We start from the raw sequence: 21,380 nt of genomic DNA on the forward strand, positions 1-21,380 counted from the left end.
GGAATGGTCCATCACTGCGGTTCCGATTCCTCGATTGCTGTCCCAGGAGGAGCAGGCATCGTGCCAAGATTGGAAAAAGACAAACAAAACACTTTGAAACAGCGACTTATGCTCTCATCATCCCGAAAGGGCCGGGGAACGCCCCAACGGTAAACCGGGTCAGAATGACACATGGGTCAGGTCGACCCGGGTCAGGATGTCACGATGGGTCGGATTCCCCGAGTTTGCGGTACAGCGTCTTGCGGCCGATGCCGAGGATCCGCGCAGCGCGTTGCTTGTTGCCGTCCACATGCTCCAGCACCCGACGAATGTAGTCGCGCTCGCGCTCCTCCAGGGTCGGCCACTGGCCGTCGTCGCCCATCCCCGGTACCGGCGTCGCCCCCTCCGCCCGGTCGCCCGTCGTTCCGCCGGGATCCTCGGCGGGCGCCTCGAATACGCGCTCCGGCAGATCACGGGTCTCGATGACCTCGCCGTCCGCCAGGGTGGCGGCACGCTCCATCAGACTCGCGAGTTCGCGGACGTTCCCCGGGAACGGATACCGCACCAGCGCGCGCAGGGCCTCCGGGCTCAGGCGACGCTCGGGCAGGTCGCGGGCCAGGGCCTGCTGACGCAGGAACTGCAGGGCCAGGCGTTCGATGTCATCGCCACGCTCGCGCAGCGGCGGGATCTCGATACGAAAGGTCTCCAGGCGATAGTAGAGATCCTCACGGAAACGACCGTCGGCAATATGTGCCTGCAGATCCTGATGCGTGGCCGCCACGATACGCACATCGGTCGCGATCTCCTCGTTGGCGCCCACCGGACGCACGCGACCATCCTGCAGAAGACGCAACAGCTTGCTCTGCATGGCCACCGGCATCTCGGCAATCTCGTCCAGGAACAGGGTGCCGCCGTCGGCCTCGGTAAACAGGCCGCGCCGAGCCCCCTTGGCCCCGCTGAACGCACCGGCCACGTGCCCCAGCAACTCCGACTCCAGCAGGGCCTCGGGGATGCCCGCGCAGTTAATCGCCACGAACGGACCACCGGCCCGCTCGCTTTCCGCATGGAGCGCGCGCGCCACCAGTTCCTTGCCGGTCCCGGACTCGCCGGTGATCAGGACACTGCCGTCGGCGGCCGCGATCCGCCGAATCAGGTCGAACAACTGCAGCATGGCCGGACTGCGGCCCTGCATGCCGTGAAAGCCATCGGCCTGCGCAAGGACCTCACGATAGCGACGCACCTCGTCCTTCAAACGCCGCGCCTCGGTCACCCGGTCGGCGGCCAGGCGCAGGTGATCCAGATCCACCGGCTTGGTCAGGAAGTCATCCGCCCCCGCCTTCAGCGCGGCCACTGCCTGGTCGATGGTCCCGAAGCCCGTGAGCATGATGAACCCGGGTGCCGGCACCCGGGCGCGGGCCTCCTGGAGCACCTGGAAGCCATCCGCGCCGGGCAGGCGCAGGTCGCTCACCACCAGACTGAAGGCCTGCTGCGCAAGCACCCGCGCGGCATCCTCGGCACTGGCAACCGCCGTAACCGCGTAGCCGGCCTCGGTCAGCTCCTCGGTCAGCAGCTCGCGATGCCCGCGATCGTCCTCCACGACCAGGACCGACTCCGGGGGCGTTGCGGGGACTTGTGCCTTGCTGCTCATCGAAGCGAATCCTCCTGGGCGCCAGCGGCCACCGGCAGATGCACGACAAAACGGGTCTCCCCCGCGACACTGCGATCCAGCATCACCGTACCCCCGTGGTCCTCCAGCGCCACCTGCGCCACCGCCAGCCCGAGCCCGGTCCCCTCGCCGGTGGGCTTGGTGGTAAAGAAGGGCTCGAACAGGCGTTCGGCTTGCTCATCGTCTATCCCTCGCCCGGCCGTGGGGCCGTCGTCCGCCACCACCAGTTCGACCCGGTCGGACTGGGCGTGCCAGCGGACCCGGACCTCGCGGGCGGCGACCTGCGCGGCATTCTCCAGCAGATTCTCCAGGGCCTGTCCCAAGCGCAGGCGGTCCGCGGCGATGGTCAACCCGGGGCCTTCGAGCCGGAATGCCACCCCGCCGGAGGCATGCCGCTCGCGCACACGCTCGACCAGATCTCCAACCAGCTGCGCGAGATCCAGCGAGCGTTCCTGCAACGGATTGCGCCGGGCAAAGTCCAGCAGCTGGCGCACGATGGTCTCCACCCGCTCCAGCTCGGCCTTCAGCGCCTCCATCTCGGTGCGCGCCGGATCCGCCTCCGGCAGGTGCCGGATGGCGCGCTGCACGCGACCGGCGATAATCCCGAGCGGCGTCCCCAGTTCGTGTGCCACGCCGGCCGCCAGCTGCCCGATCGCCGCCAGCTTCTCCGAGTGCCGCAGCTTCTCCTCCAGCCGTCCCTGCTCAAGGCGTTGCGCCTCCAGTTCGGCCTCGGAGGCCTCGCGACGCTCCATCATGCGGTTCATCGAGACTGCCAGGCCGCGCAGCTCCGCCGGCCCCTGTTCCGGCGCCCGCATTCCACGCTGACCTTCGCCAATCGCGCGCATCGCGGCCATCAACCGAGACACATGCCGCCCCACCGCCCGGTGGTACCCGAACAGCACCACCAGCAGAAACAGCCCGCTAATCCCCAGCATCAGCAACCCACCCTGCCACTGGAGCTGCGCGACGAAGGCCCGGAACGGTGTGACGTCGCGCGTCACCTGCAACAGCCCCACGATGCGACCGGCCGGATCGGACAACGGAAGAAAGAACGAAAAGGTCTCGCGCCCCTGATGTTCGCCGAAAGCCCCGAGACTCCCGGTTTCGCTGATGACCTGCGCCTCGCCACGGCGCTGCAGGGTCGGGCTGGGCGGGCCACTGGCCGCCACCATCCGGCCGTCGGCATCGTAGACATAGACCCCGAACACCTCCTCGATCTGGAACAGGGAGTCCAGTGACTGCTGCACGCCGGCCGCGTCGTCCTGCAGCATCGCACCGGCCACGGGCAGACGGATCGAGCGCGCCACCAGCTCGATATCCTCCTGCATCCGGTTTTCCATCTGGGTCTGAAATTCGTGCAGGCCCAGCGCCACCACCGCGGCCATCAACAGCAACAGGGGCAGCAGCACGAACGACAACACCGCGGTGCGCAGACTGTTCAGGCGTCGAGTCATGAAGGGCGATTCACAGCGTCGTCGAAGGCCACCATGGTAGACACGGCGGCCGGCATGACGCGAATTGCAGGCAAAAAAAAGCGCGGGTCGAAGCCCGCGCCAAGAAAACCACCAAAGGAGGATGGAGGAGTCCACTAACCACTGACAGGGGGGACAGTGATTAGCGTATGCGAATCTTCTAATATGACGATATTCTTGTCAACCGGTGGATGCGCAGGGGGTCGCAAATTCACCGCATCGCCATATCACGTACCCTTGAAGACCTGCATACCCCGTAAGACGCACGCTCGCGGGATCTATTCCCGGGGGCGCGCAATCCAGCCCCAGCCAGCCTTCAAAATTCGAATTCGTTCACGGATCCAGCGCCATGCTTCGCCATCTGAGCCACCCCGTCACCCCGCTTGCCCAGAACGCCACCCTGATCTGGTGCGACATCACCGGGGCCGCGGCCTGGGTCGATCCCGGCGCGGATGCCGCGGCCCTGGAACGGATCGCGCGGGATCAGGGCGTCCACCTGGAAAAGATCCTGCTGACCCATGGCCACCTGGACCACGCGGGCGCAGCCTCCGAACTGGCCAAACGTACCGGCGCGCCGATCATCGGCCCGCACCGCGACGATGCCTTCTGGCTGGATCAGCTCCCGGCGCAGGCGCAGATCTTCGGCTTCTCCGAGGTCCAGCCACTGGTGCCCGATCAGTGGCTGGACGATGGCGACACCATCGAGCTCGGGCAAGCCACGCTCCACGTCCTGCACTGTCCCGGCCACACCCCGGGCCACGTGGTCTTCCACGATCCGGAGGGCCGGCTCGCCCTGGTCGGTGACGTCCTTTTCCATGGCGCGATCGGCCGCAGTGATTTTCCGCGCGGCAACGGGCGTGAGCTGCTGGACTCCATCACCGGCAAGCTCTGGCCACTGGGCGACGACACCCGCTTTGTCCCCGGCCATGGCCCCGAGTCCACCTTCGGCGAAGAGCGCCGTAGCAACCCCTTCGTCGGCGACGACGTCATCGCCGCCCCCGGCAGCGAACCCGGACGCGGTCGCTACTACTGATCCGACCGGCCGCAGCCCCGGCACTGCAAACGAAAAAGGCCGCCCCGAAGGGCGGCCCTCTCCTGGTACGCATAAAGGGTTGCGGTCAGCCGTTGGCGCGCAGCGCCGCGATGCGCTGTTCGATCGGCGGGTGGCTCATGAACAGCTTCTTCAGCCCCTGGGCCATGCCGCCGCGAATGCCAAAGGCGGCCATCTGGTCCGGCATGTCCACCGGGCGACCGGAGGCACGCGCCAGCGACTCCAGCGCCCCGATCATCTTCTCGCGGCTGGCAAAACGAGCCCCCGCCTCGTCGGCGCGGAACTCGCGCTGACGCGAGAACCAGAACACGATGATGGAGGCCAGGATCGCGAGGACGATCTCGGCCACGATGGCCGTGATCCAGAATGCCGGCCCGTGACCGGACTCGTTCTTGAAGATCACACGATCGACAAAGTGACCGATCACGCGCGACAGGAAGATCACGAAGGTATTGACCACCCCCTGGATCAGCGCCAGGGTCACCATGTCGCCATTGGCCACGTGGCCCACCTCGTGCCCCAGCACGGCCTCGACCTCGCCCTGCCCCATGTTCTGCATCAACCCGGTGCTGACCGCGACCAGGGCATTGTTCTTGCTCATGCCGGTGGCGAAGGCGTTCGGGTCCGGCGAGTCGTAGATACCGACCTCCGGCATCCCGATTCCGGCCTCGCGGGCCTGACGGGTGACCGTCTCCAGCAGCCACTGCTCGGTGGCGTTGCGCGGCTTGTCGATCACGTGGACCTTCATCGTCTTCTTCGCCATCCACTTGGAGATGGCCAGCGAGATGAACGAACCACCAAAGCCAAACACGGCGGCGAAGATCAGCAACGCGGTCAGGTCGAGATTGACCCCCTGGTCGTCCAGGATGCTCTCGACCCCAAGGATGCGCAGAGTAATGCTAAGGACGATCAGGATGGCGAAGTTGGTCGCCAGAAACAGCACGATACGTTTCATGAAGCTTTCCTGTACTCCAATTAATAAGCTCGACGGGATGAACCGATAGTCGGGGCGCAGCGGCCAAATTCAAGCACCGCCGCGTTCACAGACCACACAGGTACGCGCGGGTTCAGGTCGGGCGCACCTCCAGGCTGTCCGCGTTCTGATAGCCGCGCGGGAGCTGACGCCCACGACGCGCGCGCTCGCCAACGTACTCGGCCCATTCCGCCGGGGCCAGTGCCTTGAAGCGCTTGCCCGCATGCACGACCAGGGTGTCCTGCGGCGCCAGCACAGCCACCCCGAGCACCCGCTCGGAGCCATCCTTGAGCGCCGCGGACGGGATGCCGATCAGCTTGTTGCCCTTGCCGCGCGCCAGTTCCGGCAACCCCGCGGCCGGAAACACCAGCAGATAGCCGCGGGTCGTAACCACCGCGATGTGATCCTCGTGCGGGTTGCGCACCGGCGCCGGCTGCAACACGGCCGCGCCAGCCGGTACGCTCAGCACGTTCTTGCCTGCCTTCTGCCGGCCGAGCAGGTCACCCAGCTTGGCAATGAAGCCGTAGCCGTGATCCGAGCCCAGCAGCCAGCGGTCTTCCTCCGCCCCGGTGGCCAGGCCCACAAAACGCGCCCCCTCCGGCGGGTTCACCCGGCCGGAAAGCGGCTCGCCCTGGCCACGCGCCGACGGCAGCGTGTGGGCCGCAATGGTGTAAGTGCGACCGGTAGAGTCGATGAACGCCACCGGCTGGTTGCTGCGCCCGATGACTGCCGCCTGGAAGGCATCCCCGGCCTTGTAATTGAGCCCGCGGGGATCGACATCGTGGCCCTTGGCCGCCCGCGCCCAGCCCTTCTCCGAGAGCACGATGGTCAGTGGCTCGGTCGGCACCAGTGCCGATTCATCCAGCGCCTGCGCGGCCGCGCGTTCGACCAGCGGCGAGCGCCGCTCGTCGCCATACTCCTTCGCGTCCTGCTCGATCTCGCGGCGGACCAGGGTGCGCAGGCGGCGCTCGGAGCCCAGCGTCTTCTCCAGCTGGTCGCGCTCCTGGCTGAGCTCGTCCTGCTCGCCGCGGATCTTCATCTCCTCGAGCTTCGCCAAGTGGCGCAGTTTCAGCTCCAGGATCGCCTCAGCCTGGATGTCGCTCAGGCCGAAGCGGCTCATCAGTTCCGGCTTCGGCTGGTCGTATTCGCGGATGATCGCGATCACCTCGTCGATATTGAGATAGGCGATCAGCAGGCCTTCCAGCACGTGCAGCCGCGCCTGCACCTTCTCCAGCCGCCATTGCAGGCGCCGGCGCACCGTCTCGATCCGGAACTGCAGCCACTCGCCGAGCAGCCCTGCCAGGTCGCGCACCCGCGGCCGGCCATCGAGGCCGATCACGTTCATGTTCACGCGGTAGGTCTTCTCGAGATCCGTGGTCGCGAACAGATGCGCCATCAGGCCCTCGACGTCCACCCGGTTCGAGCGCGGGGTAATCACCAGGCGCGTCGGATGCTCGTGGTCGGACTCGTCGCGCAGGTCCTCGACCATCGGCAGCTTCTTCGCGCGGATCTGGGCGGCGATCTGCTCCAGCAGCTTGGCGCCGGAGACCTGGTGCGGCAGCGCGGTCACCACGATGTCGTCGCCCTCGCGCTCGTAGCGCGCCCGGGCCCGGATCGAGCCCTGGCCGGTCTCGTAGACCTTTCGCAACTCGACCGGCGGGGAGATGATCTCGGCCTCGGTGGGGAAATCCGGCGCCGGGAGGATCGCGCACAACTCCTCGACCGTTGCCTTCGGGTGCTCCAGCAGGTGCACGCAGGCAGCGGCCACCTCGCGCAGGTTGTGCGGCGGGATGTCCGTCGCCATACCCACCGCGATCCCGGAACCGCCATTGAGCAGCACGTTCGGCAGCCGCGCCGGGAGCATCTTCGGCTCGTCCAGCGCACCGTCGAAGTTGGGCACCCAGTCCACCGTGCCCTGACCCAGTTCGGAAAGCAGCAGCTGCGCATAACGCGACAGGCGCGACTCGGTGTAGCGCATCGCCGCAAAGGACTTGGGATCATCCGGCGAACCCCAGTTGCCCTGCCCGTCGACGAACGGATAGCGATAGGAGAACGGCTGCGCCATCAGCACCATCGCCTCGTAGCACGCCGAGTCCCCGTGCGGGTGGAACTTGCCGAGCACGTCGCCCACGGTGCGCGCGGACTTCTTGTACTTGGCGGTGGCGGAGAGCCCCAGCTCGCTCATCGCGTAGATGATCCGCCGCTGTACGGGCTTCAGGCCGTCGCCGATATGCGGCAGCGCACGGTCCAGGATCACGTACATGGAGTAGTCCAGGTACGCCTTCTCGGTGAAGTCCTTCAGCGGCAGCTGCTCGCCGCTGTTGGCGAACAGGCTGGGGGTCTCGATATCGGTCATCGACGGTCTCGCGGACGTGGATGGGCCGGGGTTTTACGCCGGGTCGGGCCCGCGTACTGTAGCGGGCACGCGCCCGGCGTTCCACGGGTGCAGTCGGAAAACGCATCATCGACAAGGGAAACACTGATCAATGAACGCGTTCGCGTTGGTACCCCAGGTTTTCCGAGACAAGGCGTGTCGTGCAACAGGTAGTGGTTCTACCTGTAAGCGGCGCAACGCAGGATCGGGGAACCTGGGGTGCCAACCCCGCAAGTTATTGCAAGCAGGGGCTCGGCCGCTTTTGCGCGCGCACAGCGTTGCGTTTCCCTTGTGCAGAATGACTGCACGGCAGTCACCGCGCCTTGTTCGCACGCAAAAGCGACTCGAGCGCGAACGCGTTCATTGATCAGTGTTTCCCAAGGAGTCCGTCCGTGCCGGATACAGGCTGGACCGCCAGTATCGTCGCCATCGCCGTCTTCGCCCTGGCGGTGATGAGCGTCGTGCACGCGCTGCTGCAACGCCGCGATACCGGGACCGTCATCGCCTGGGTCGGGCTGATCGTGCTGCTGCCCCTGGCCGGCTCGCTGCTCTACTGGCTGTTCGGCGTCAATCGTATTCGCCGGCGGGCCCACGCCCTGCGCGAGGGCTATCTGATCGCCGACCCCAGCACCGACGGGACCAGCCTGGCCGAGCCACCGGAACGCTGGCAGCGCCTGCTGCGTTCCGGGGACCGCCTGAGCCCGTTCCGCCTGGTCGGTGGCAACGCGATCGAACCGCTGTTCGACGGCGATCGCGCCTACGCGCAGATGCTGGCCGCGATCGACGCGTCCCGTCACAGCATCAGCCTGGCCACGTACATCTTCGACTATGACCAGGTAGGCGAGCGCTTCGTCGCCCACCTGCAGCAGGCACAGGACCGGGGCGTGCAGGTGCGCATCCTGATCGATGCCATCGGCGCCCGCTACAGCCGTCGCAACACCCTGCGCCAGCTGCGCCGGGTGGGCCTGCCTGCCGCCGCCTTCATGCCGGTACACCTGCCGAGCAGCCTGGCCGCCTTCAACCTGCGCAATCACCGCAAGATGCTGGTGATCGACGGCGCCCGCGCCTTCACCGGCGGCATGAACATCCGCCGCGGCCACAGCCACACCAACCCCGGTCCGCACCCCATACACGACCTCCACTTCGAGCTGCGGGGTCCGGCCTGCACCCAGTTGCAGCGGGTCTTCGCGGAAGACTGGCAATTCGCCACCGGCGAACGCCTGGAGGGTCCGCTCTGGCTTCCGCAGTCCGTAGAGCCCGCCGGCGCCCGCGCCTGCCGCGGCCTGCCGGACGGCCCGGACGAAGACTTCGAGGTTTTGAACTTCACCCTGCAATCGGCGCTGGCCGAGGCACGCGAACAGGTCACCATCGTGACCCCGTACTTCCTGCCCGACGTGGCGCTCACCGGGGCGCTGAAGGCCACGGCGCTGCGCGGGGTGCAGGTCGACATCCTGATCCCCGCCCGGAGCAACCTGCGCCTGGTGGAATGGGCCAGCCGCCCGCAGCAGGCCGAACTGCTGGAGCGCGGCTGCCGGCTGTGGCTCACACCACCACCGTTCAACCACGCCAAGCTGATGCTGGTAGACCGCGAGTGGGCCCTGGTTGGCTCCGCCAACTGGGACCCGCGCAGCCTGCGCCTGAACTTCGAGTTCAACCTGGAATGCCTGGACGCCGGACTGGGCCAGGAACTGGCCAGCTGGACCGACGCGCTGCGCGCGCAATCGCACCCCCTGACGCTCGAGGAGGTCCGTGCCCGGCCGCTCGCGACCCAACTGCGTGACGGGGCCGCGCGCCTGCTCACGCCGTATCTGTGACCGACCGTTAGCCACCCCCGCGGTGACCCTCACGCGAACCGGGACGCGCGCGCGTGGTCTTTTGTACTGTAGCGGCAGGGACCGAGCGCGGGAACCGACCCGCATCGCTTTACCGCAGGGGGGGGCAAGGGATGGCACGGCACTGGGATGCAAGCGCAGGGAACCGATGAACGGGATTCTTGCGCCATCGCTCTACCTTGCAGCGGGGCTGGCGATCTACGCCACGCTCAGCCACCTGCTGCACAGCCGGCAAAGCGCCCGGAGCACCGAGCACCGGTTGTTCGCCGCGATGTGCGCCCTGATGGCGGTGCTTGCCGTCGGATCAGCCCAGACCTACCAGGCCGGCACCGTCGAGGCCTATACCCGCGCACTCACCCTGAACGTCTATCTGCTGGGACCGTTCTACGTGCTGTTCGCCGCCTTCGTCGCGGCCCATACGCGCACCCCCGCCCGCTGGCTGATCTCCGGTCTTCTGGTACTGCTGGTCATCACCTTGGTGGTCAACACCCTGCAGCCCTACAGCATGCAGTACCAGGTGATCGACGAACTCCGCCCCCTGGAACTCCCCTGGGGTGAAACCGTGGCTCTCGCAGTGGGCACCATCAGCCCCTGGTTCGGCTTTGGCGTGCTCGCGGTCTTTCTGGTCCTGGGCTTCGCCCTCACCACACTGATCCGGCACTACCGGCGCTATCGCCAGACCACCACCCTGCTCCTGCTGGGCGGGATCGGGGTCTTCGTCCTGTTCACCTTGCAGGGCGTCCTGGCCCGGGGCGGCGCACTGGAAATGCCCCAGCTCGCGCCGTTCGGCTATGTGGTGATGGTCGTCATGATGAGCCTGGTACTGAACCGCGAGACCAGCGAACGCCTGCGTGACTCGGAAAGCCGTTTTCGGGCGCTGGTGGAGCAATCCCCGGTCGGCATCCAGGTACTCACACCGCAGGGCGAGATCCGCCAGTGCAACGCCGCCTGGGAAACCATGCACGGCGCACAAGCCTCCCTGCCGGGCGGCAACGTTCTGGACCGCCCGGATGCCATCGACCGGCACATCCACGAACCGCTCAAGGATGCCCTGCGCGGACACTACCGCGAGATCGGCCCGCTGCCCTACACCCCGCCAGCCCGCCCCGACCAGTCGGCCGAACCCGCCGACCCCGGCCCGGCAACCCAGACCACCCCGCTCATCACCCCCGAGCGCTGGCTGCGGGGCTGCATCTACCCACTGCAGGATGCCCGCGGCGAGGTACAGGACGTGATCGTGATGCAGGAGGACATCACCGCCGCACACCGCAGCGAGGACGCCCTGCGCCTGATCGCCGAGGGGCTGCAGGCGCGCTCGCGCGAGGAGTTCTTCCAGCAGCTGGTTCTCAAGCTGAGCAACCTGTTCGCTGCCGACCATGCCCTGATCGGCATCGAGGATCCGGAAAAACCCGGCGTGGTAGAGACCGTCGCCCTGTGCACCGCGGGGCAGACCGTGGAGAACTTGCGCTACGACCTCGCCGAGACCCCCTGCGAACGTGTGCTGGAGATCGGTACCTGTATCTACCCCTGCGACGTACAACAGCGCTTTCCGGCCGACGAGATGCTGGTGGAGATGGACGCAGAGAGTTATCTGGGGGCCCCGTTGCTGGACAGCCAGGGCACGCTGCTGGGGCACATCGCCATGGTCAACCGATACCCGGTGGAGGATGTCGACAAGGCGATGGAGATCCTCGGGATCATGGCCGACCGCGCAGGGGCCGAACTGGAACGCCTGCACACCGAGGAACACATCCATGCCCTGGCCTACCACGACTCCCTGACCGGGCTGGCCAACCGCACCCGCCTGCACGACGACCTGACCCGCCATATCGAGGAGGCCACCGCCGGCCACCTGCATGGCGGGCTGATCCTGATCGACCTGGACCACTTCAAGACCATCAACGACGCCCTGGGGCATGCGGTAGGCGACACCGTGCTGGGCGCGGTGGCGGACCGCCTGCGCAGCCATGCCCCCGAGGATGCGCTGATCGTGCGCCTGGGTGGCGACGAGTTCGCCGTTGTCCTGCCCCCCTGCGCCCGGGTACGCGAGACCCTGGAGCCGGAACTGCAGGCAATCGCCGAGCGCATCCTGGAGGCCCTGCAGCGCCCGATTATCATCGGCGAACGCACCTTCGGGGTCGGCGCCAGTCTCGGCTGCGTATGCTATCCCGACGCCGGCGAGAGCTCGGCAGAAGCCCTGCGCCACGCCGATATCGCCCTGTACCAGGCCAAGCGTGCCGGCCGCGGCGGCGTGCAGTTCTACCGCCATGCACTGCAGGACGAGGCGCATGCCCGCCTGCAGATCGAGGACGGGCTACGACAAGCGGCCGAACGTGACGAGCTGGACCTGCACTACCAGCCGCAGTTCGATGCCGCCGAGCGCCTGATCGGAGCCGAGGCCCTGCTGCGCTGGCAGCACCCGGAGATGGGCCAGGTCCCGCCAGATCTCTTCATCCCGGTCGCCGAGGAGACCGGCCTGATCCACGGGGTCGGCAACTGGGTCCTGGAACACGCCCTGATGCAGCTGTCACAGTGGCAGGCCGGGAACCTGCAGCCACCTCGCCTGGCCTTGAATCTCTCGCCCTGGCAACTGGCGCGCCCGGACTTCGTCGACCAGTTCCAGGCGCGGCTGCGCCGACACGGGGTGGACGGCCACGCCCTGACCCTGGAGGTCACCGAGTCCGGCCTGCTGCGCGACCTGCCGGACGCCATCACCAAGCTGGGCGCGCTGCGCCGGCTCGGCATGCGCATCGCCCTGGACGACTTCGGGACCGGCTATTCCTCGCTCGCCTACCTGCGCGACCTGCCGGTGGACGAGCTGAAGATCGACAAATCCTTCGTCAAGGAACTGCTGGCCGGCGGTGACCGGACCCTGATCGAAAACATCGTGGACATTGCCCGCAACATGGAGCTCGACGTCATCGCCGAGGGCGTGGAGCACCCGGAACAGCGGGAGCAGCTCCTGGCCCTGGGCTGCACCCGGTTCCAGGGCTTCCTGTTCAGCGCGCCGCTGACGCACGAACAATTCGTCGCGCGACTGCATCGGCCGTAGACGAGGCCGGCCGATTCAGTCGCGAGCGGCCGGGTCTTCCAGCCCGCAACCCAGCGCGCCGCGCCGGCGCAGGGACAGATCCGTTTGCCGGCGCTCCTCTCCGGGGCATTCCCGGTACAGCACGATCCGGCTGCCGCCTTCCTCCTTTGCCACGTACATCGCGCGGTCGGCGCGCTGCAGCAACGCCTCCACATCGTCCCCGTCCTCGGGGTAGAGCACCGCCCCCATGCTGAGCCCGACGCGAACCGACTCGCGATTCACCTCCACCGGCTCCTCGAAGCGTTCGATCAGCTTGAGTCCGACCCCCGTCACCGCATCCGGATCACGCACATTCTCCAGCAGCAGCACGAATTCGTCGCCGCCCACGCGGGCCACCACGTCGCTCTCGCGCACGCCCTCGCGCAGACGCCGCGCCACGGTCACGAGCATCACGTCGCCGGCATCGTGTCCCAGGCGATCGTTGATCGGTTTGAAGCCGTCGAGATCGCAGACCACCAGGGCCAGGCCGGTGCCGGCGCGCTGGGCCCGGCGCAGGGCCTGCTGAATATGCTCCTGCAGCAGACTGCGATTGGGCAGGCCGGTCAGGGAGTCATGATGGGCCTGGTGCCACAGGCGCTCCTCGGAGGCCTTGTCGCGGGTGATGTCACGGACCATCCCGAGGACCTGCACGGCGCGGCCTTGGGCGTCCCGATCGATTTCGCCCTCGACCCGCACATGGCGCAGCCCGCCGTCCGCGCGCACCACCCGGTGATCCACCCGGTAATAGGCCTCGTGATCCAGCGCCTCGTTGGTGGCGCGGCGCACCCGCGTACGGTCGTCCGGATGGATGGCTCGCATGTAGGCCTCGAACCCCGCGGTATCGGTTTGCGGGTCGAGCCCGAACAGATCGAATACATGCGTGGACCAGTTCATCCGCAGACCACGAATATCCCAGTCCCAGTAACCGGCCCCGGCAATCCGCTGGGCCTCTTCCAGGCGCTCGGTGGTCTCCTGCAGGGCCGCGGTTCGCCGGGCCACCGCCGCCTCCAGCCCGGCCTGCGTCTCGCGCAGGCGCGCCTCGATCTGCTGGCGCCCCTCCAGTTCCTTGTGCAAGGCGGCGTGATCACGCCAGATCCTCCGGCGCACCCGCACCCACATCAGCGCAATCATCAGCATGGTCAGGACGGTGGCCACCAGCATCACCTGCTGCGCCTGTTCATGGCGCTGCGCCATGGCCGCCACCGCCTCCTCGTTATCACGTTCGAAGGCCGCGAGGATAGCCTCCATCTGCTCCAGCACATCCTCCTGTACCGGCATTGCGTCCGCATACAGGATCGCCAGCGCCTCGTTGCGCCCACCCGCCAGGGCAATGTCGAGGAGCTCGGACAGGATCGGGGCACCGGTCGCGGTCAGCGCACGCAGTTCGGCCAGCAGCGCGGCGTCGCGTGGGGTCCGGGCCAGTAATTCCGCACCCTCGCGGGCCTCCAGGAAGCGCTCGGCCAGCTCGCGAAACTCCCGCTGGTAGCGATCCTGCAGGGCCGGGTCCTCGGCACTGATCACCAGCGAGGCGCGCAGCATGCGCTCGCGCACGAGGCTGCGCATGCGATGCACGCGGTCCACCTTCTGCACGTACTCCTCGGTAAGGGCCTGGACGTCGTACTGCAGCTGCTGCACCCGAAGCCAGCTGGCGACGGCGACCACCGCGACCAGCAGCAGCACCACAACAAAGGCGCCGGTCAGCCCGGGCACGAAGGGACGCGGGGCCATCGCGTCTCAATCCCAGCCGGGGACGGGCCGGTCCATGGACGCACCCGCACCCGACGAGGCACCACAAACCGCTGTCGCATCCTTGACGCGCATCCCGCTCCCCCTGTTTGATCGACCACATCCGCACGATCCAGGCGGGGAGGGTGCCGCGAGATGTCCACCAATACAAGCAAATACGGCGACCGGATGTCTGCCGCGCACGCGGAGTCGTCCGCTCCCGTAGCGCAGCTGGCGACACTGGAGAAGGCCTACCTAAGCGCCGCCTACTGCCTGGAGATCGAGGGCAGCAGCCGAGTTCTGTACATCGACCAGCCCGCGGAGGATGTCACGACCTGGATGGCCGGGCGGGACATGCAGCGCCTGGTCCTGTTCACCGCCTGCAATCCGGGCAGCCGACCGGGCACCGAGGGTGAAAACATCCAACGCCAGCGCCGGCTGGAGCAGACCGTGGCCGAGCACGGCCTGCGCGCATGGCCTGCCCGCAATCGCGACCCGCGCGGCCAGTGGCCGGACGAACCGGGCCTGGCCATCGCGGACCTGCCCGACGACCTGCTGGCGCGCTGGCTGGAGGCCTTCGGCCAGAACGCAGCCGTGCTGCTGGAACCGCCGGCTCGGCCCCGGCTGGTATGGCACCCGGGGCTAGGCAAGTAGCGTGCCGCCTACAGCGGCAGGCGACCGCCCGAGGCGACCACGATCGTCACCAGACCGATGACGGTGTTGATCCCGACCAGGATGCGGATCTGCCCCAGCCGGCGCAGGCCTTCCTCGGTATCGTTTGCCGCAATCGCCTTGCGCATGCGCCGATAGGGAGCGAAGAACACATGGGCGAAGATCGCCATCATGATCAGACCCAGCAGCAGCATGGTATGCACGCTGGGATGCACATCACCCATGCCGCCGAACACCCCGAAGATCAGGTAGAAGCCGGTCACCAGGATCACCAGGACCGAGGCCCAGACCCAGGGGAAGAAGCGCGCGAACACACCCTCCCAGAGCTTCAGCCGCGCCGGCCCCTCGAGCTGCTGCCCGGCCACCGGGCGCAGGAACATGTAAGCGAAGAACATACCGCCCACCCAGATCACCACGGCCAGTACATGCAGCACGTTTGCCAGTGCGTATCCCGTCATTGCCTGCTTCCTTTTGTCGTTACGGATGTGGCCCGCAGTGTAGCCGCCCGCGTGCACGGCTGCCGAGCCCCCCGACCGCACACGCGTGCGGATTGATCAGTAGAATGGCGGGTCCGCATGCAGCAATCGCGGCCCTATCAAGATTCAACCCGGCAGTACAAGGAGTCCACATGTCGCGCGAGATCATCCAGACCGAAAACGCCCCGGCCGCCATCGGCCCCTACTCGCAGGCCGTGCGTACCGGCGACACCCTGTACCTGTCCGGCCAGATCCCGCTGGACCCGGCCACCATGGAACTGGTCGACGGCGGCATCGAGGACCAGATCCGCCAGGTGTTCGCCAACCTCCAGGCTGTCCTGGAGGCGGCGGGAGCCAGCACCGCCGATATCGCCAAACTGAACATCTTCCTGATCGACCTGGCTCACTTCCCGCTTGTGAACAAGATCATGAGCGAAGTCTTCAACGAGCCCTACCCGGCACGTGCCGCGATCGGCGTGGCCGCCCTGCCCAAGGGCGCCCAGGTGGAAATGGACGCCATCGCCTGGTGCCCGCGCGACTGATCGCGCTGCGCGAACCCAACCGGTGGAGCTGCAGGTCCCGCTGACCGCGCTGAAGGGTGTCGGCCCGGCGGTGGCGGAACGACTGGAGCGTCTGGGTCTGGAGCAGGCCGGGGACCTGCTGTTCCATCTGCCCCTGCGCTTCGAGGATCGCACGCGCCTGACGCCGATTGCCGCGCTGCGTCCGGGGCTGGCTGCACTGTTCGAGGGGCGCGTCACCCACTCCGAGGTGGTCCACCGCCGCCGGCGCATGCTGGTGGTCACCCTGGCCGACGGCCAGGCCCAGGTCCTGCTGCGGTTCTTTCACTTCGGGGCCAACCAGCAGCGCCGCCTGAGCCCCGGCACGTGCATCCGCGCCTTCGGCGAGCCCCGCGGCATGCCCGGCGCACTGGAGTGCGTGCACCCGGAGATCCAGACCGTGGGCGATAGCCCGCCGGCGATGGAGTCGCACCTGACCCCGATCTACCCGACCACCGAGGGCGTGTCGCAAAAGCTGCTGCGCCAGCTGGTCGCGCACGCCCTCCCGGGGATGCAGGCCCTGCCCGACCTGCTTCCGGAACTGCCCCGGCAGGGCCTGCCTGGCCTGCATAGCGCCCTCGAGCAGCTCCATCACCCACCGGCGCAGGCCGACGCACTGGCCGCCCTGGACACCCCGGAAAACCGCAGCCCGGCGCGCACGCGGCTGGCCCTGGAAGAGCTCTGCGCCCACCAACTCGCGCGCATGCAGCAGAGCCGGATGCCCGCGGACACACGCAGCGCCCCGGTCATCCAGCCCTCGGGGGCGCTGTGGCAACAACTGCGCGGGCAGCTCCCCTTCGAACCCACCGGCGCACAGGAGCGTGTTACCGCAGAGATCCTGGCCGACCTCGCGCGCCCGCAGCCGATGAACCGTCTGGTCCAGGGCGATGTCGGCTCCGGCAAGACCCTGGTCGCGGTCGCAGCCGCGCTGGCGGCGGTGGAGGCCGGCTATCAGGTGGCGTTCATGGCCCCGACCGAACTGCTCGCCCGCCAGCACGGGCGCAATCTTGCCCAGTGGATGGAACCACTGGGCGTCGCGATCGCCTGGCTGGGCGGGCGCCAGACGGCCAGCGAGCGCGGCCAGCTGCTCGCGGAACTGGCCAGCGGGCAGCGCCAGGTCGCGATCGGGACCCACGCCCTGTTCCAGGAGGAGGTGCGGTTTCATCATCTGGGGCTCGCAATCATCGACGAACAGCACCGCTTCGGCGTGCACCAGCGCATGGCCCTGCGCGACAAGGGCAACGGCCGGATGCCGCATCAGCTGATCATGACCGCCACCCCGATCCCGCGCACGCTGGCCATGGCCCTGTACGCGGAACTGGCCAGTTCGGTCATCGACGAACACCCGCCCGGGCGCACCCCGGTACGCACCGCGCTGATCAGCCACGAGCGCCGTGACGAGGTCATCGAACGCATCCGCGCCGCCTGCGGCTCCGGCACCCAGGCCTACTGGGTCTGCCCGCTGGTGGAGGAATCGGAACAACTGGAGGCGGAATCGGCCGAGGCCACCGCCGAACGCCTGCGCGAGGCGTTGCCGGAGCTGACCATCGGACTGGCCCACGGACGCATGAAGGGACCCGAGCGCGATGCGGTGATGGAGCGCTTCCGCGCGGGCGCGATCGACCTGCTGGTGGCAACCACCGTGATCGAGGTCGGCGTCGACGTCCCCAACGCCAGCCTGATGATCATCGAGAATGCCGAACGCATGGGGCTGTCGCAGCTGCACCAGCTGCGCGGCCGGGTCGGGCGCGGCAGTGCCGCCTCGGCCTGCGTGCTGCTTTACCGTCCGCCACTGGGCGATACCGCACGCGAGCGCCTGGAGGCGATGCGCCGCACCGACGACGGCTTCGAGATTGCGGAGGTGGATCTCAAGCTGCGCGGTCCGGGCGAACTGCTGGGCACGCGCCAGACGGGCGATCGCAGCTTCCGCGTCGCCGACTGGTCACGCGACCAGGACCTGCTCGACGAGGCCACCACCCTTGCCGCACGCATCGAGAAGGACCCGGCGCGCGCCGCCGCCCTGATCGAACGCTGGCTGGGCACCGCCACCCGCTACGCGACCGTGGGATAGCCCAAAAACGAAGGGCGAATCCACCACGAAGCGCACGAGGAAGGTCAAAAGCTTTCCACCACAGAGTTGACGCCCCGTCCGGGGACGACGCGCTATCGCGCAGGAAACAGCGGGTGTTGATGATGACCGCCATCGGGCCTTTTGAGGCGCATCAGAAAGGCCACGATCGTTTTGCAGCGGGCAGGGTGCGGATGAGCGCAGCGAATCGCATCGGCCTCACGGAATGATCCGGGCCCCGATGCGTTTCGCTGCGCTCAACACATCCTACCCTCTTCGTGTCTTCCTTCGTGTCTTCGTGGCTAAGACCATCAGGGCCTTAGCAGCGGGCCCTCGACGGCGTCGCGGGCCTCGCGGCCGGCGAGCTGTTCGATCAGGGTCAGGGCGAAGTCCATCGCGGCACCCGGGCCACGGCCGGTGATCAGGCGCCCGTCGATCTCCACCGGGGCACCGGTGGACGGGATCCCCGCCTCGTCCAGCGCGCCGGTGAAGGCCGTCACGGTGCGGCCCTCCAGCAGCCCGGCCTCGGCCAGCGCCTTGGGCCCAGCGCAGATCGCGGCCAAGTGGCCATCGCGTTCGGCCTGCGCCCGCAGCAAACCCTGCACCCGGGCGTCGTCGCGCAGGTGATTGGCGCCGGGCAGGCCACCCGGCAGGACGATCAAGTCAAAGGACCGATCCAGCACCTGATCAACCGTGGTATCCGGCTGGATGACCGTGCCCCGCGAGCAGGTCACCGGCCCGGGCTCCAGCCCGGCCACGGTGACCTCGAATTGCGCCCGGCGCAGCAGGTCGATGATCGTGACCGCCTCCAGTTCCTCGGCCCCGGCGGCCAGGGGCACCAGTACGTTCGGCATCAATCCTCCCTGTCCACCGCGCTCAGCGGCGGTTGTAGAAGTTCAGGCCCTTCAGGAGATTCAGCGCCTCGTTCATACCGTAATCGCGCTCGGCCAACGTTTCGCCATTGTCTTCGTCCGCATCCACAGATTCCGGCAGGCCGTCACGGCCCATGCGGGCACCGCCATTTTCGCTGTCGGAGCGCTGCACCACGAGCTGCTGCAGGCGGATGTCCGGGTCAATCCCGTCCTCGTTGATGGCACGGCCATCAGGCGTGAAGTAACGCGCGGTGGTCAGCTTGATCCCGGTGTTCTGGGTCAGCGGCAGGATGGTTTGCACCGAACCCTTGCCGAAGGTGTTCTGACCCATAACCACGGCCCGCCGGTGGTCCTGCAACGCACCCGCCACGATCTCGGAGGCGGAGGCCGATCCGCGATTGACGAGGACGACCATCGGCGCGCCTTTGAGAACATCCCCCGGCGAGGCCTGGTAGCGGAACTGCGAATCCTCCAGCCGACCTTCGGTGTAGACGATCAGGCCTTCTTCGAGGAAGGCGTCCGAGACGCCCACAGCGCCCGTCAGAATGCCACCGGGGTTGTTGCGCAGATCCAGCACGAGCCCCTGCAGCTCGCCCTGTTCCTGCAGGTCTTCGATCGCCCGCACCAAGTCGCGTGCCGTGCGCTGCTGGAAATTGCTGATGCGTACGTAGCCGAAGCCGTCCTCCAGGATCTCGGAGCGCACGCTCTGCACCTGGATCACGTCGCGGGTGATGGTGATTTCTTTCGGGCGGTCCTCGCCATCGCGCAGGATGGTCAGGGTGATGTCCGAGCCTTTCTCGCCGCGCATCTTGGCGACCGCGTCGGACAGGGACATACCCTTCACCGACTCGCCATCCAGGCGAATGATCAGGTCACCGGCCTCGACCCCGGCACGGCTGGCCGGGGTGTCATCGATCGGCGCGATGACCTTGACGAAGCCGTCTTCCATGCCAACCTCGATGCCCAGACCGCCAAACTCGCCGGAGGTCCCGACCTGCATGTCCTCGAAGTCCTGTTCGTCCAGATAGGCCGAATGCTGGTCAAGACCGGACAGCATCCCCTGGATCGCATTGTCCAGGAGATCCTTGTCTTCGACCTCGGTGACGTAATTGCGCTTGATGCGCATGTATACGTCAGTGAAGCGCTGCAGATCTTCTACTGGCAAAGCGGATTGCGCGCCATTGTCGCGGTCGGCGTAGACCGCCACCGAGACACTCAACATGACCCCGACAACCAGTCCGACGATCAGGGAGTATCCGGTGCGACAAGACTTGCTCATTACCTTTCCTCGTTCACTTGAGGTGATTTGTGTGAAGATGGTAGCACCCGCAATGTGACGGCTGCCTGAATGCACGCCACCGATCGGCCTTTTGCCGGGGCATGGGCGCATTCCATCTTTTTCCCTCTACTGAGAGGGCCACCAGCTCTCGGGGTTCAATGGTCCGCCGTTGTGACGGATCTCGAAGTAAAGCCCGGGCGCAATCGCCTCGCTGCCCTCGCCCGCCACGGCCAGTTGCTCGCCAGCACCCACGGTCTCGCCTTCCGCCACCAGGATCTCCTCTACATTGGAGTAGAGCGTCAGATAGCGCTCCCCATGATCGACGATCACCAGGAAGCCGTAGCCCTGCATCCAGTCGGCGTAGACCACCTGGCCGTAGTGCACTGCGCGCACCGCCGTGCCGTTATCGACCGCCAGCACCGCGCCACGCCAGCGCGAGCGCAGGCGGCTACCACGGGACTCGTTGAAACTGCGGATCACGCGGCCTTCGGCCGGACGCGGAAGCTCGCCCTCCAATTCCACGAAGGCCACGTCCGGCCGTTCGGGGGTGGACTCGCGGGGTGCCGCGGCACGCGCCGCGCTGCGAGCCTCGACCTCCTCGATCACCGTCTCCAGGGTCTCGGCATTGCGCGCCAGGCGCTCCAGTTCCAGCGACTCGTCCTCGATCACCGCCTCCAGCTCCGCCATCGCCTGGCGCTGGTGCGCCTCCTCGCGTTCCAGATCCGCGACCGCCGCGCGGGCCTGCTCTTCCCGTTCTGCCAGCACCGCCCGCTCCCGCGCGAGGTTCTCGCGCGCCGTCTCCAGCGCCTCGATGCGGTCGCGCAACACGACCAGGGCCTGCTCGCGCGCCTCGCGGATGCGCGCGGCAAACGCGGCCTGATGGCGGTGCTCCGCAGACTGACCGTCGCTCCGTCCGGGATGGCGTTCGCCCTGCCACTGATCGCGCACCAGGCGAGCCGCGGCGCGGCGTTCTGCCTCCAGCCGCTCCCGGGCCTCGTCCACACGGTCCTCCTGGTCGGCGACCACCGCCTCCTGACGCGAACGCGCCCGCGCCAGCTCGCGCAGCTCCTGGCGCGAGGCCTCGGTCCCGCGAGCAGCCTCCGCGAGCAGCCCTTCCAGCTGCTGCAGGGCCGCGTAACGCTCTTCCTGGCTACGCTCCAGGTCCTGGATGGCCTCGCGCGTCTCGCGCAGCTCCGCCTCCGGTTCCAGCGCCACGGCGCTGACCGGCCACAGAAAACAGAGCAACGCACCGCACCACAAAAGGGCGCGTGAACCGCTTGGATGACTCAAGATTGCGCAAATTCGCATATCGGG

Annotated in this window: 14 protein-coding genes and 1 pseudogene; 6 read left to right on the plus strand and 9 right to left on the minus strand. The window is 67.5% G+C overall.

The features are described 5' to 3' along the window. Nucleotides 1-199: 199 nt before the first annotated feature. Both D573_RS0107535 and D573_RS0107540 read right to left on the minus strand, forming a co-directional pair. Nucleotides 200-1,627 carry a sigma-54 dependent transcriptional regulator gene (locus D573_RS0107535; RefSeq protein WP_018938384.1) on the minus strand — a complete coding sequence of 476 codons (1,428 nt, stop codon included), beginning with the start codon at nucleotides 1,625-1,627 and terminating at the stop codon, nucleotides 200-202. After that, nucleotides 1,624-3,099, minus strand: coding sequence for an ATP-binding protein (locus D573_RS0107540; protein ID WP_018938383.1), 1,476 nt, complete (start codon nucleotides 3,097-3,099; stop codon nucleotides 1,624-1,626). Before D573_RS0107540 ends, D573_RS0107535 begins: the two co-directional genes overlap by 4 nt. Before the next feature lie 367 nt (nucleotides 3,100-3,466). Between D573_RS0107540 and D573_RS0107545 the strand changes: the two genes are divergently transcribed. Then, nucleotides 3,467-4,150, plus strand: coding sequence for an MBL fold metallo-hydrolase (locus D573_RS0107545; RefSeq protein WP_018938382.1), 684 nt, complete (start codon nucleotides 3,467-3,469; stop codon nucleotides 4,148-4,150). A gap of 85 nt (nucleotides 4,151-4,235) precedes the next feature. Here D573_RS0107545 and htpX read toward each other — a convergent pair whose 3' ends face one another. Next, complete coding sequence (gene htpX, locus D573_RS0107550) at nucleotides 4,236-5,123, minus strand: protease HtpX (RefSeq protein ID WP_018168105.1); 888 nt, start codon at nucleotides 5,121-5,123, stop codon at nucleotides 4,236-4,238. Nucleotides 5,124-5,235: 112 nt separating this feature from the next. Next, entirely contained in the window at nucleotides 5,236-7,497 is a 2,262-nt protein-coding gene (gene parC / locus D573_RS0107555) for a DNA topoisomerase IV subunit A (protein WP_018938381.1), read from the minus strand. A 410-nt stretch (nucleotides 7,498-7,907) separates the two neighbouring features. Between parC and cls the strand changes: the two genes are divergently transcribed. Continuing rightward, a complete protein-coding gene (gene cls / locus D573_RS0107560) occupies nucleotides 7,908-9,329 on the plus strand; it encodes a cardiolipin synthase (protein ID WP_018938380.1) in 1,422 nt (473 codons plus the stop codon). Between the two features lie 166 nt (nucleotides 9,330-9,495). Further along, on the plus strand, nucleotides 9,496-12,399 hold the full coding sequence (locus D573_RS0107565) for an EAL domain-containing protein (protein WP_018938379.1): 2,904 nt from the start codon (nucleotides 9,496-9,498) through the stop codon (nucleotides 12,397-12,399). A 15-nt stretch (nucleotides 12,400-12,414) separates the two neighbouring features. Here D573_RS0107565 and D573_RS0107570 read toward each other — a convergent pair whose 3' ends face one another. Further along, complete coding sequence (locus D573_RS0107570) at nucleotides 12,415-14,145, minus strand: diguanylate cyclase domain-containing protein (protein ID WP_018938378.1); 1,731 nt, start codon at nucleotides 14,143-14,145, stop codon at nucleotides 12,415-12,417. A 153-nt stretch (nucleotides 14,146-14,298) separates the two neighbouring features. Here D573_RS0107570 and D573_RS0107575 point away from each other — a divergent pair, with 153 nt between their 5' ends. After that, complete coding sequence (locus D573_RS0107575; RefSeq protein ID WP_018939183.1) at nucleotides 14,299-14,796, plus strand: DUF3293 domain-containing protein; 498 nt, start codon at nucleotides 14,299-14,301, stop codon at nucleotides 14,794-14,796. 8 nt (nucleotides 14,797-14,804) lie between these two features. Here the strand turns inward: D573_RS0107575 and D573_RS0107580 are convergent, their stop codons facing one another. Then, nucleotides 14,805-15,272: a CopD family protein gene (locus tag D573_RS0107580; protein ID WP_018144117.1), complete on the minus strand. Its 468-nt coding sequence runs from the start codon at nucleotides 15,270-15,272 to the stop codon at nucleotides 14,805-14,807. 170 nt (nucleotides 15,273-15,442) lie between these two features. On the opposite strand from D573_RS0107580, the gene D573_RS0107585 reads away from it, so the two are divergent. Both D573_RS0107585 and recG read left to right on the plus strand, forming a co-directional pair. Next, nucleotides 15,443-15,832: a RidA family protein gene (locus D573_RS0107585; RefSeq protein ID WP_018168099.1), complete on the plus strand. Its 390-nt coding sequence runs from the start codon at nucleotides 15,443-15,445 to the stop codon at nucleotides 15,830-15,832. Then, nucleotides 15,825-17,918 (plus strand): annotated as a pseudogene (gene recG, locus D573_RS0107590) (ATP-dependent DNA helicase RecG); the annotation flags it as partial. The gene D573_RS0107585 and the pseudogene recG, both read left to right, overlap by 8 nt. 308 nt (nucleotides 17,919-18,226) lie before the next feature. Here recG and D573_RS0107600 read toward each other — a convergent pair. The 3 genes from D573_RS0107600 to D573_RS0107610 all read right to left on the minus strand — a co-directional run bounded on the left by D573_RS0107600 (nucleotide 18,227) and on the right by D573_RS0107610 (nucleotide 21,374). Continuing rightward, a complete protein-coding gene (locus D573_RS0107600) occupies nucleotides 18,227-18,769 on the minus strand; it encodes a DJ-1 family glyoxalase III (RefSeq protein WP_018168097.1) in 543 nt (180 codons plus the stop codon). 22 nt (nucleotides 18,770-18,791) lie between these two features. Then, nucleotides 18,792-20,066 carry a S41 family peptidase gene (locus D573_RS0107605; protein ID WP_018168096.1) on the minus strand — a complete coding sequence of 425 codons (1,275 nt, stop codon included), beginning with the start codon at nucleotides 20,064-20,066 and terminating at the stop codon, nucleotides 18,792-18,794. Nucleotides 20,067-20,192: 126 nt separating this feature from the next. Next, complete coding sequence (locus D573_RS0107610; RefSeq protein WP_038039774.1) at nucleotides 20,193-21,374, minus strand: murein hydrolase activator EnvC; 1,182 nt, start codon at nucleotides 21,372-21,374, stop codon at nucleotides 20,193-20,195. Nucleotides 21,375-21,380 lie beyond the last annotated feature (6 nt).

This window comes from Thioalkalivibrio sp. AKL9, assembly GCF_000377825.1.
Classification (GTDB): domain Bacteria; phylum Pseudomonadota; class Gammaproteobacteria; order Ectothiorhodospirales; family Ectothiorhodospiraceae; genus Thioalkalivibrio; species Thioalkalivibrio versutus.

Excerpts from the sequence above, each read along its gene's own strand:
- D573_RS0107540 (WP_018938383.1), bottom strand. The coding sequence starts at position 3,099 with ATGACTCGACGCCTGAACAGTCTGCGCACCGCGGTGTTGTCGTTCGTG.
- D573_RS0107535 (WP_018938384.1), bottom strand. The coding sequence starts at position 1,627 with ATGAGCAGCAAGGCACAAGTCCCCGCAACGCCCCCGGAGTCGGTCCTG.
- D573_RS0107545 (WP_018938382.1), top strand. The coding sequence starts at position 3,467 with ATGCTTCGCCATCTGAGCCACCCCGTCACCCCGCTTGCCCAGAACGCC.
- D573_RS0107570 (WP_018938378.1), bottom strand. The coding sequence starts at position 14,145 with ATGGCCCCGCGTCCCTTCGTGCCCGGGCTGACCGGCGCCTTTGTTGTG.
- D573_RS0107580 (WP_018144117.1), bottom strand. The coding sequence starts at position 15,272 with ATGACGGGATACGCACTGGCAAACGTGCTGCATGTACTGGCCGTGGTG.
- D573_RS0107585 (WP_018168099.1), top strand. The coding sequence starts at position 15,443 with ATGTCGCGCGAGATCATCCAGACCGAAAACGCCCCGGCCGCCATCGGC.
- D573_RS0107610 (WP_038039774.1), bottom strand. The coding sequence starts at position 21,374 with ATGCGAATTTGCGCAATCTTGAGTCATCCAAGCGGTTCACGCGCCCTT.
- parC (WP_018938381.1), bottom strand. The coding sequence starts at position 7,497 with ATGACCGATATCGAGACCCCCAGCCTGTTCGCCAACAGCGGCGAGCAG.
- htpX (WP_018168105.1), bottom strand. The coding sequence starts at position 5,123 with ATGAAACGTATCGTGCTGTTTCTGGCGACCAACTTCGCCATCCTGATC.
- D573_RS0107575 (WP_018939183.1), top strand. The coding sequence starts at position 14,299 with ATGTCCACCAATACAAGCAAATACGGCGACCGGATGTCTGCCGCGCAC.
- D573_RS0107605 (WP_018168096.1), bottom strand. The coding sequence starts at position 20,066 with ATGAGCAAGTCTTGTCGCACCGGATACTCCCTGATCGTCGGACTGGTT.
- D573_RS0107565 (WP_018938379.1), top strand. The coding sequence starts at position 9,496 with ATGAACGGGATTCTTGCGCCATCGCTCTACCTTGCAGCGGGGCTGGCG.
- D573_RS0107600 (WP_018168097.1), bottom strand. The coding sequence starts at position 18,769 with ATGCCGAACGTACTGGTGCCCCTGGCCGCCGGGGCCGAGGAACTGGAG.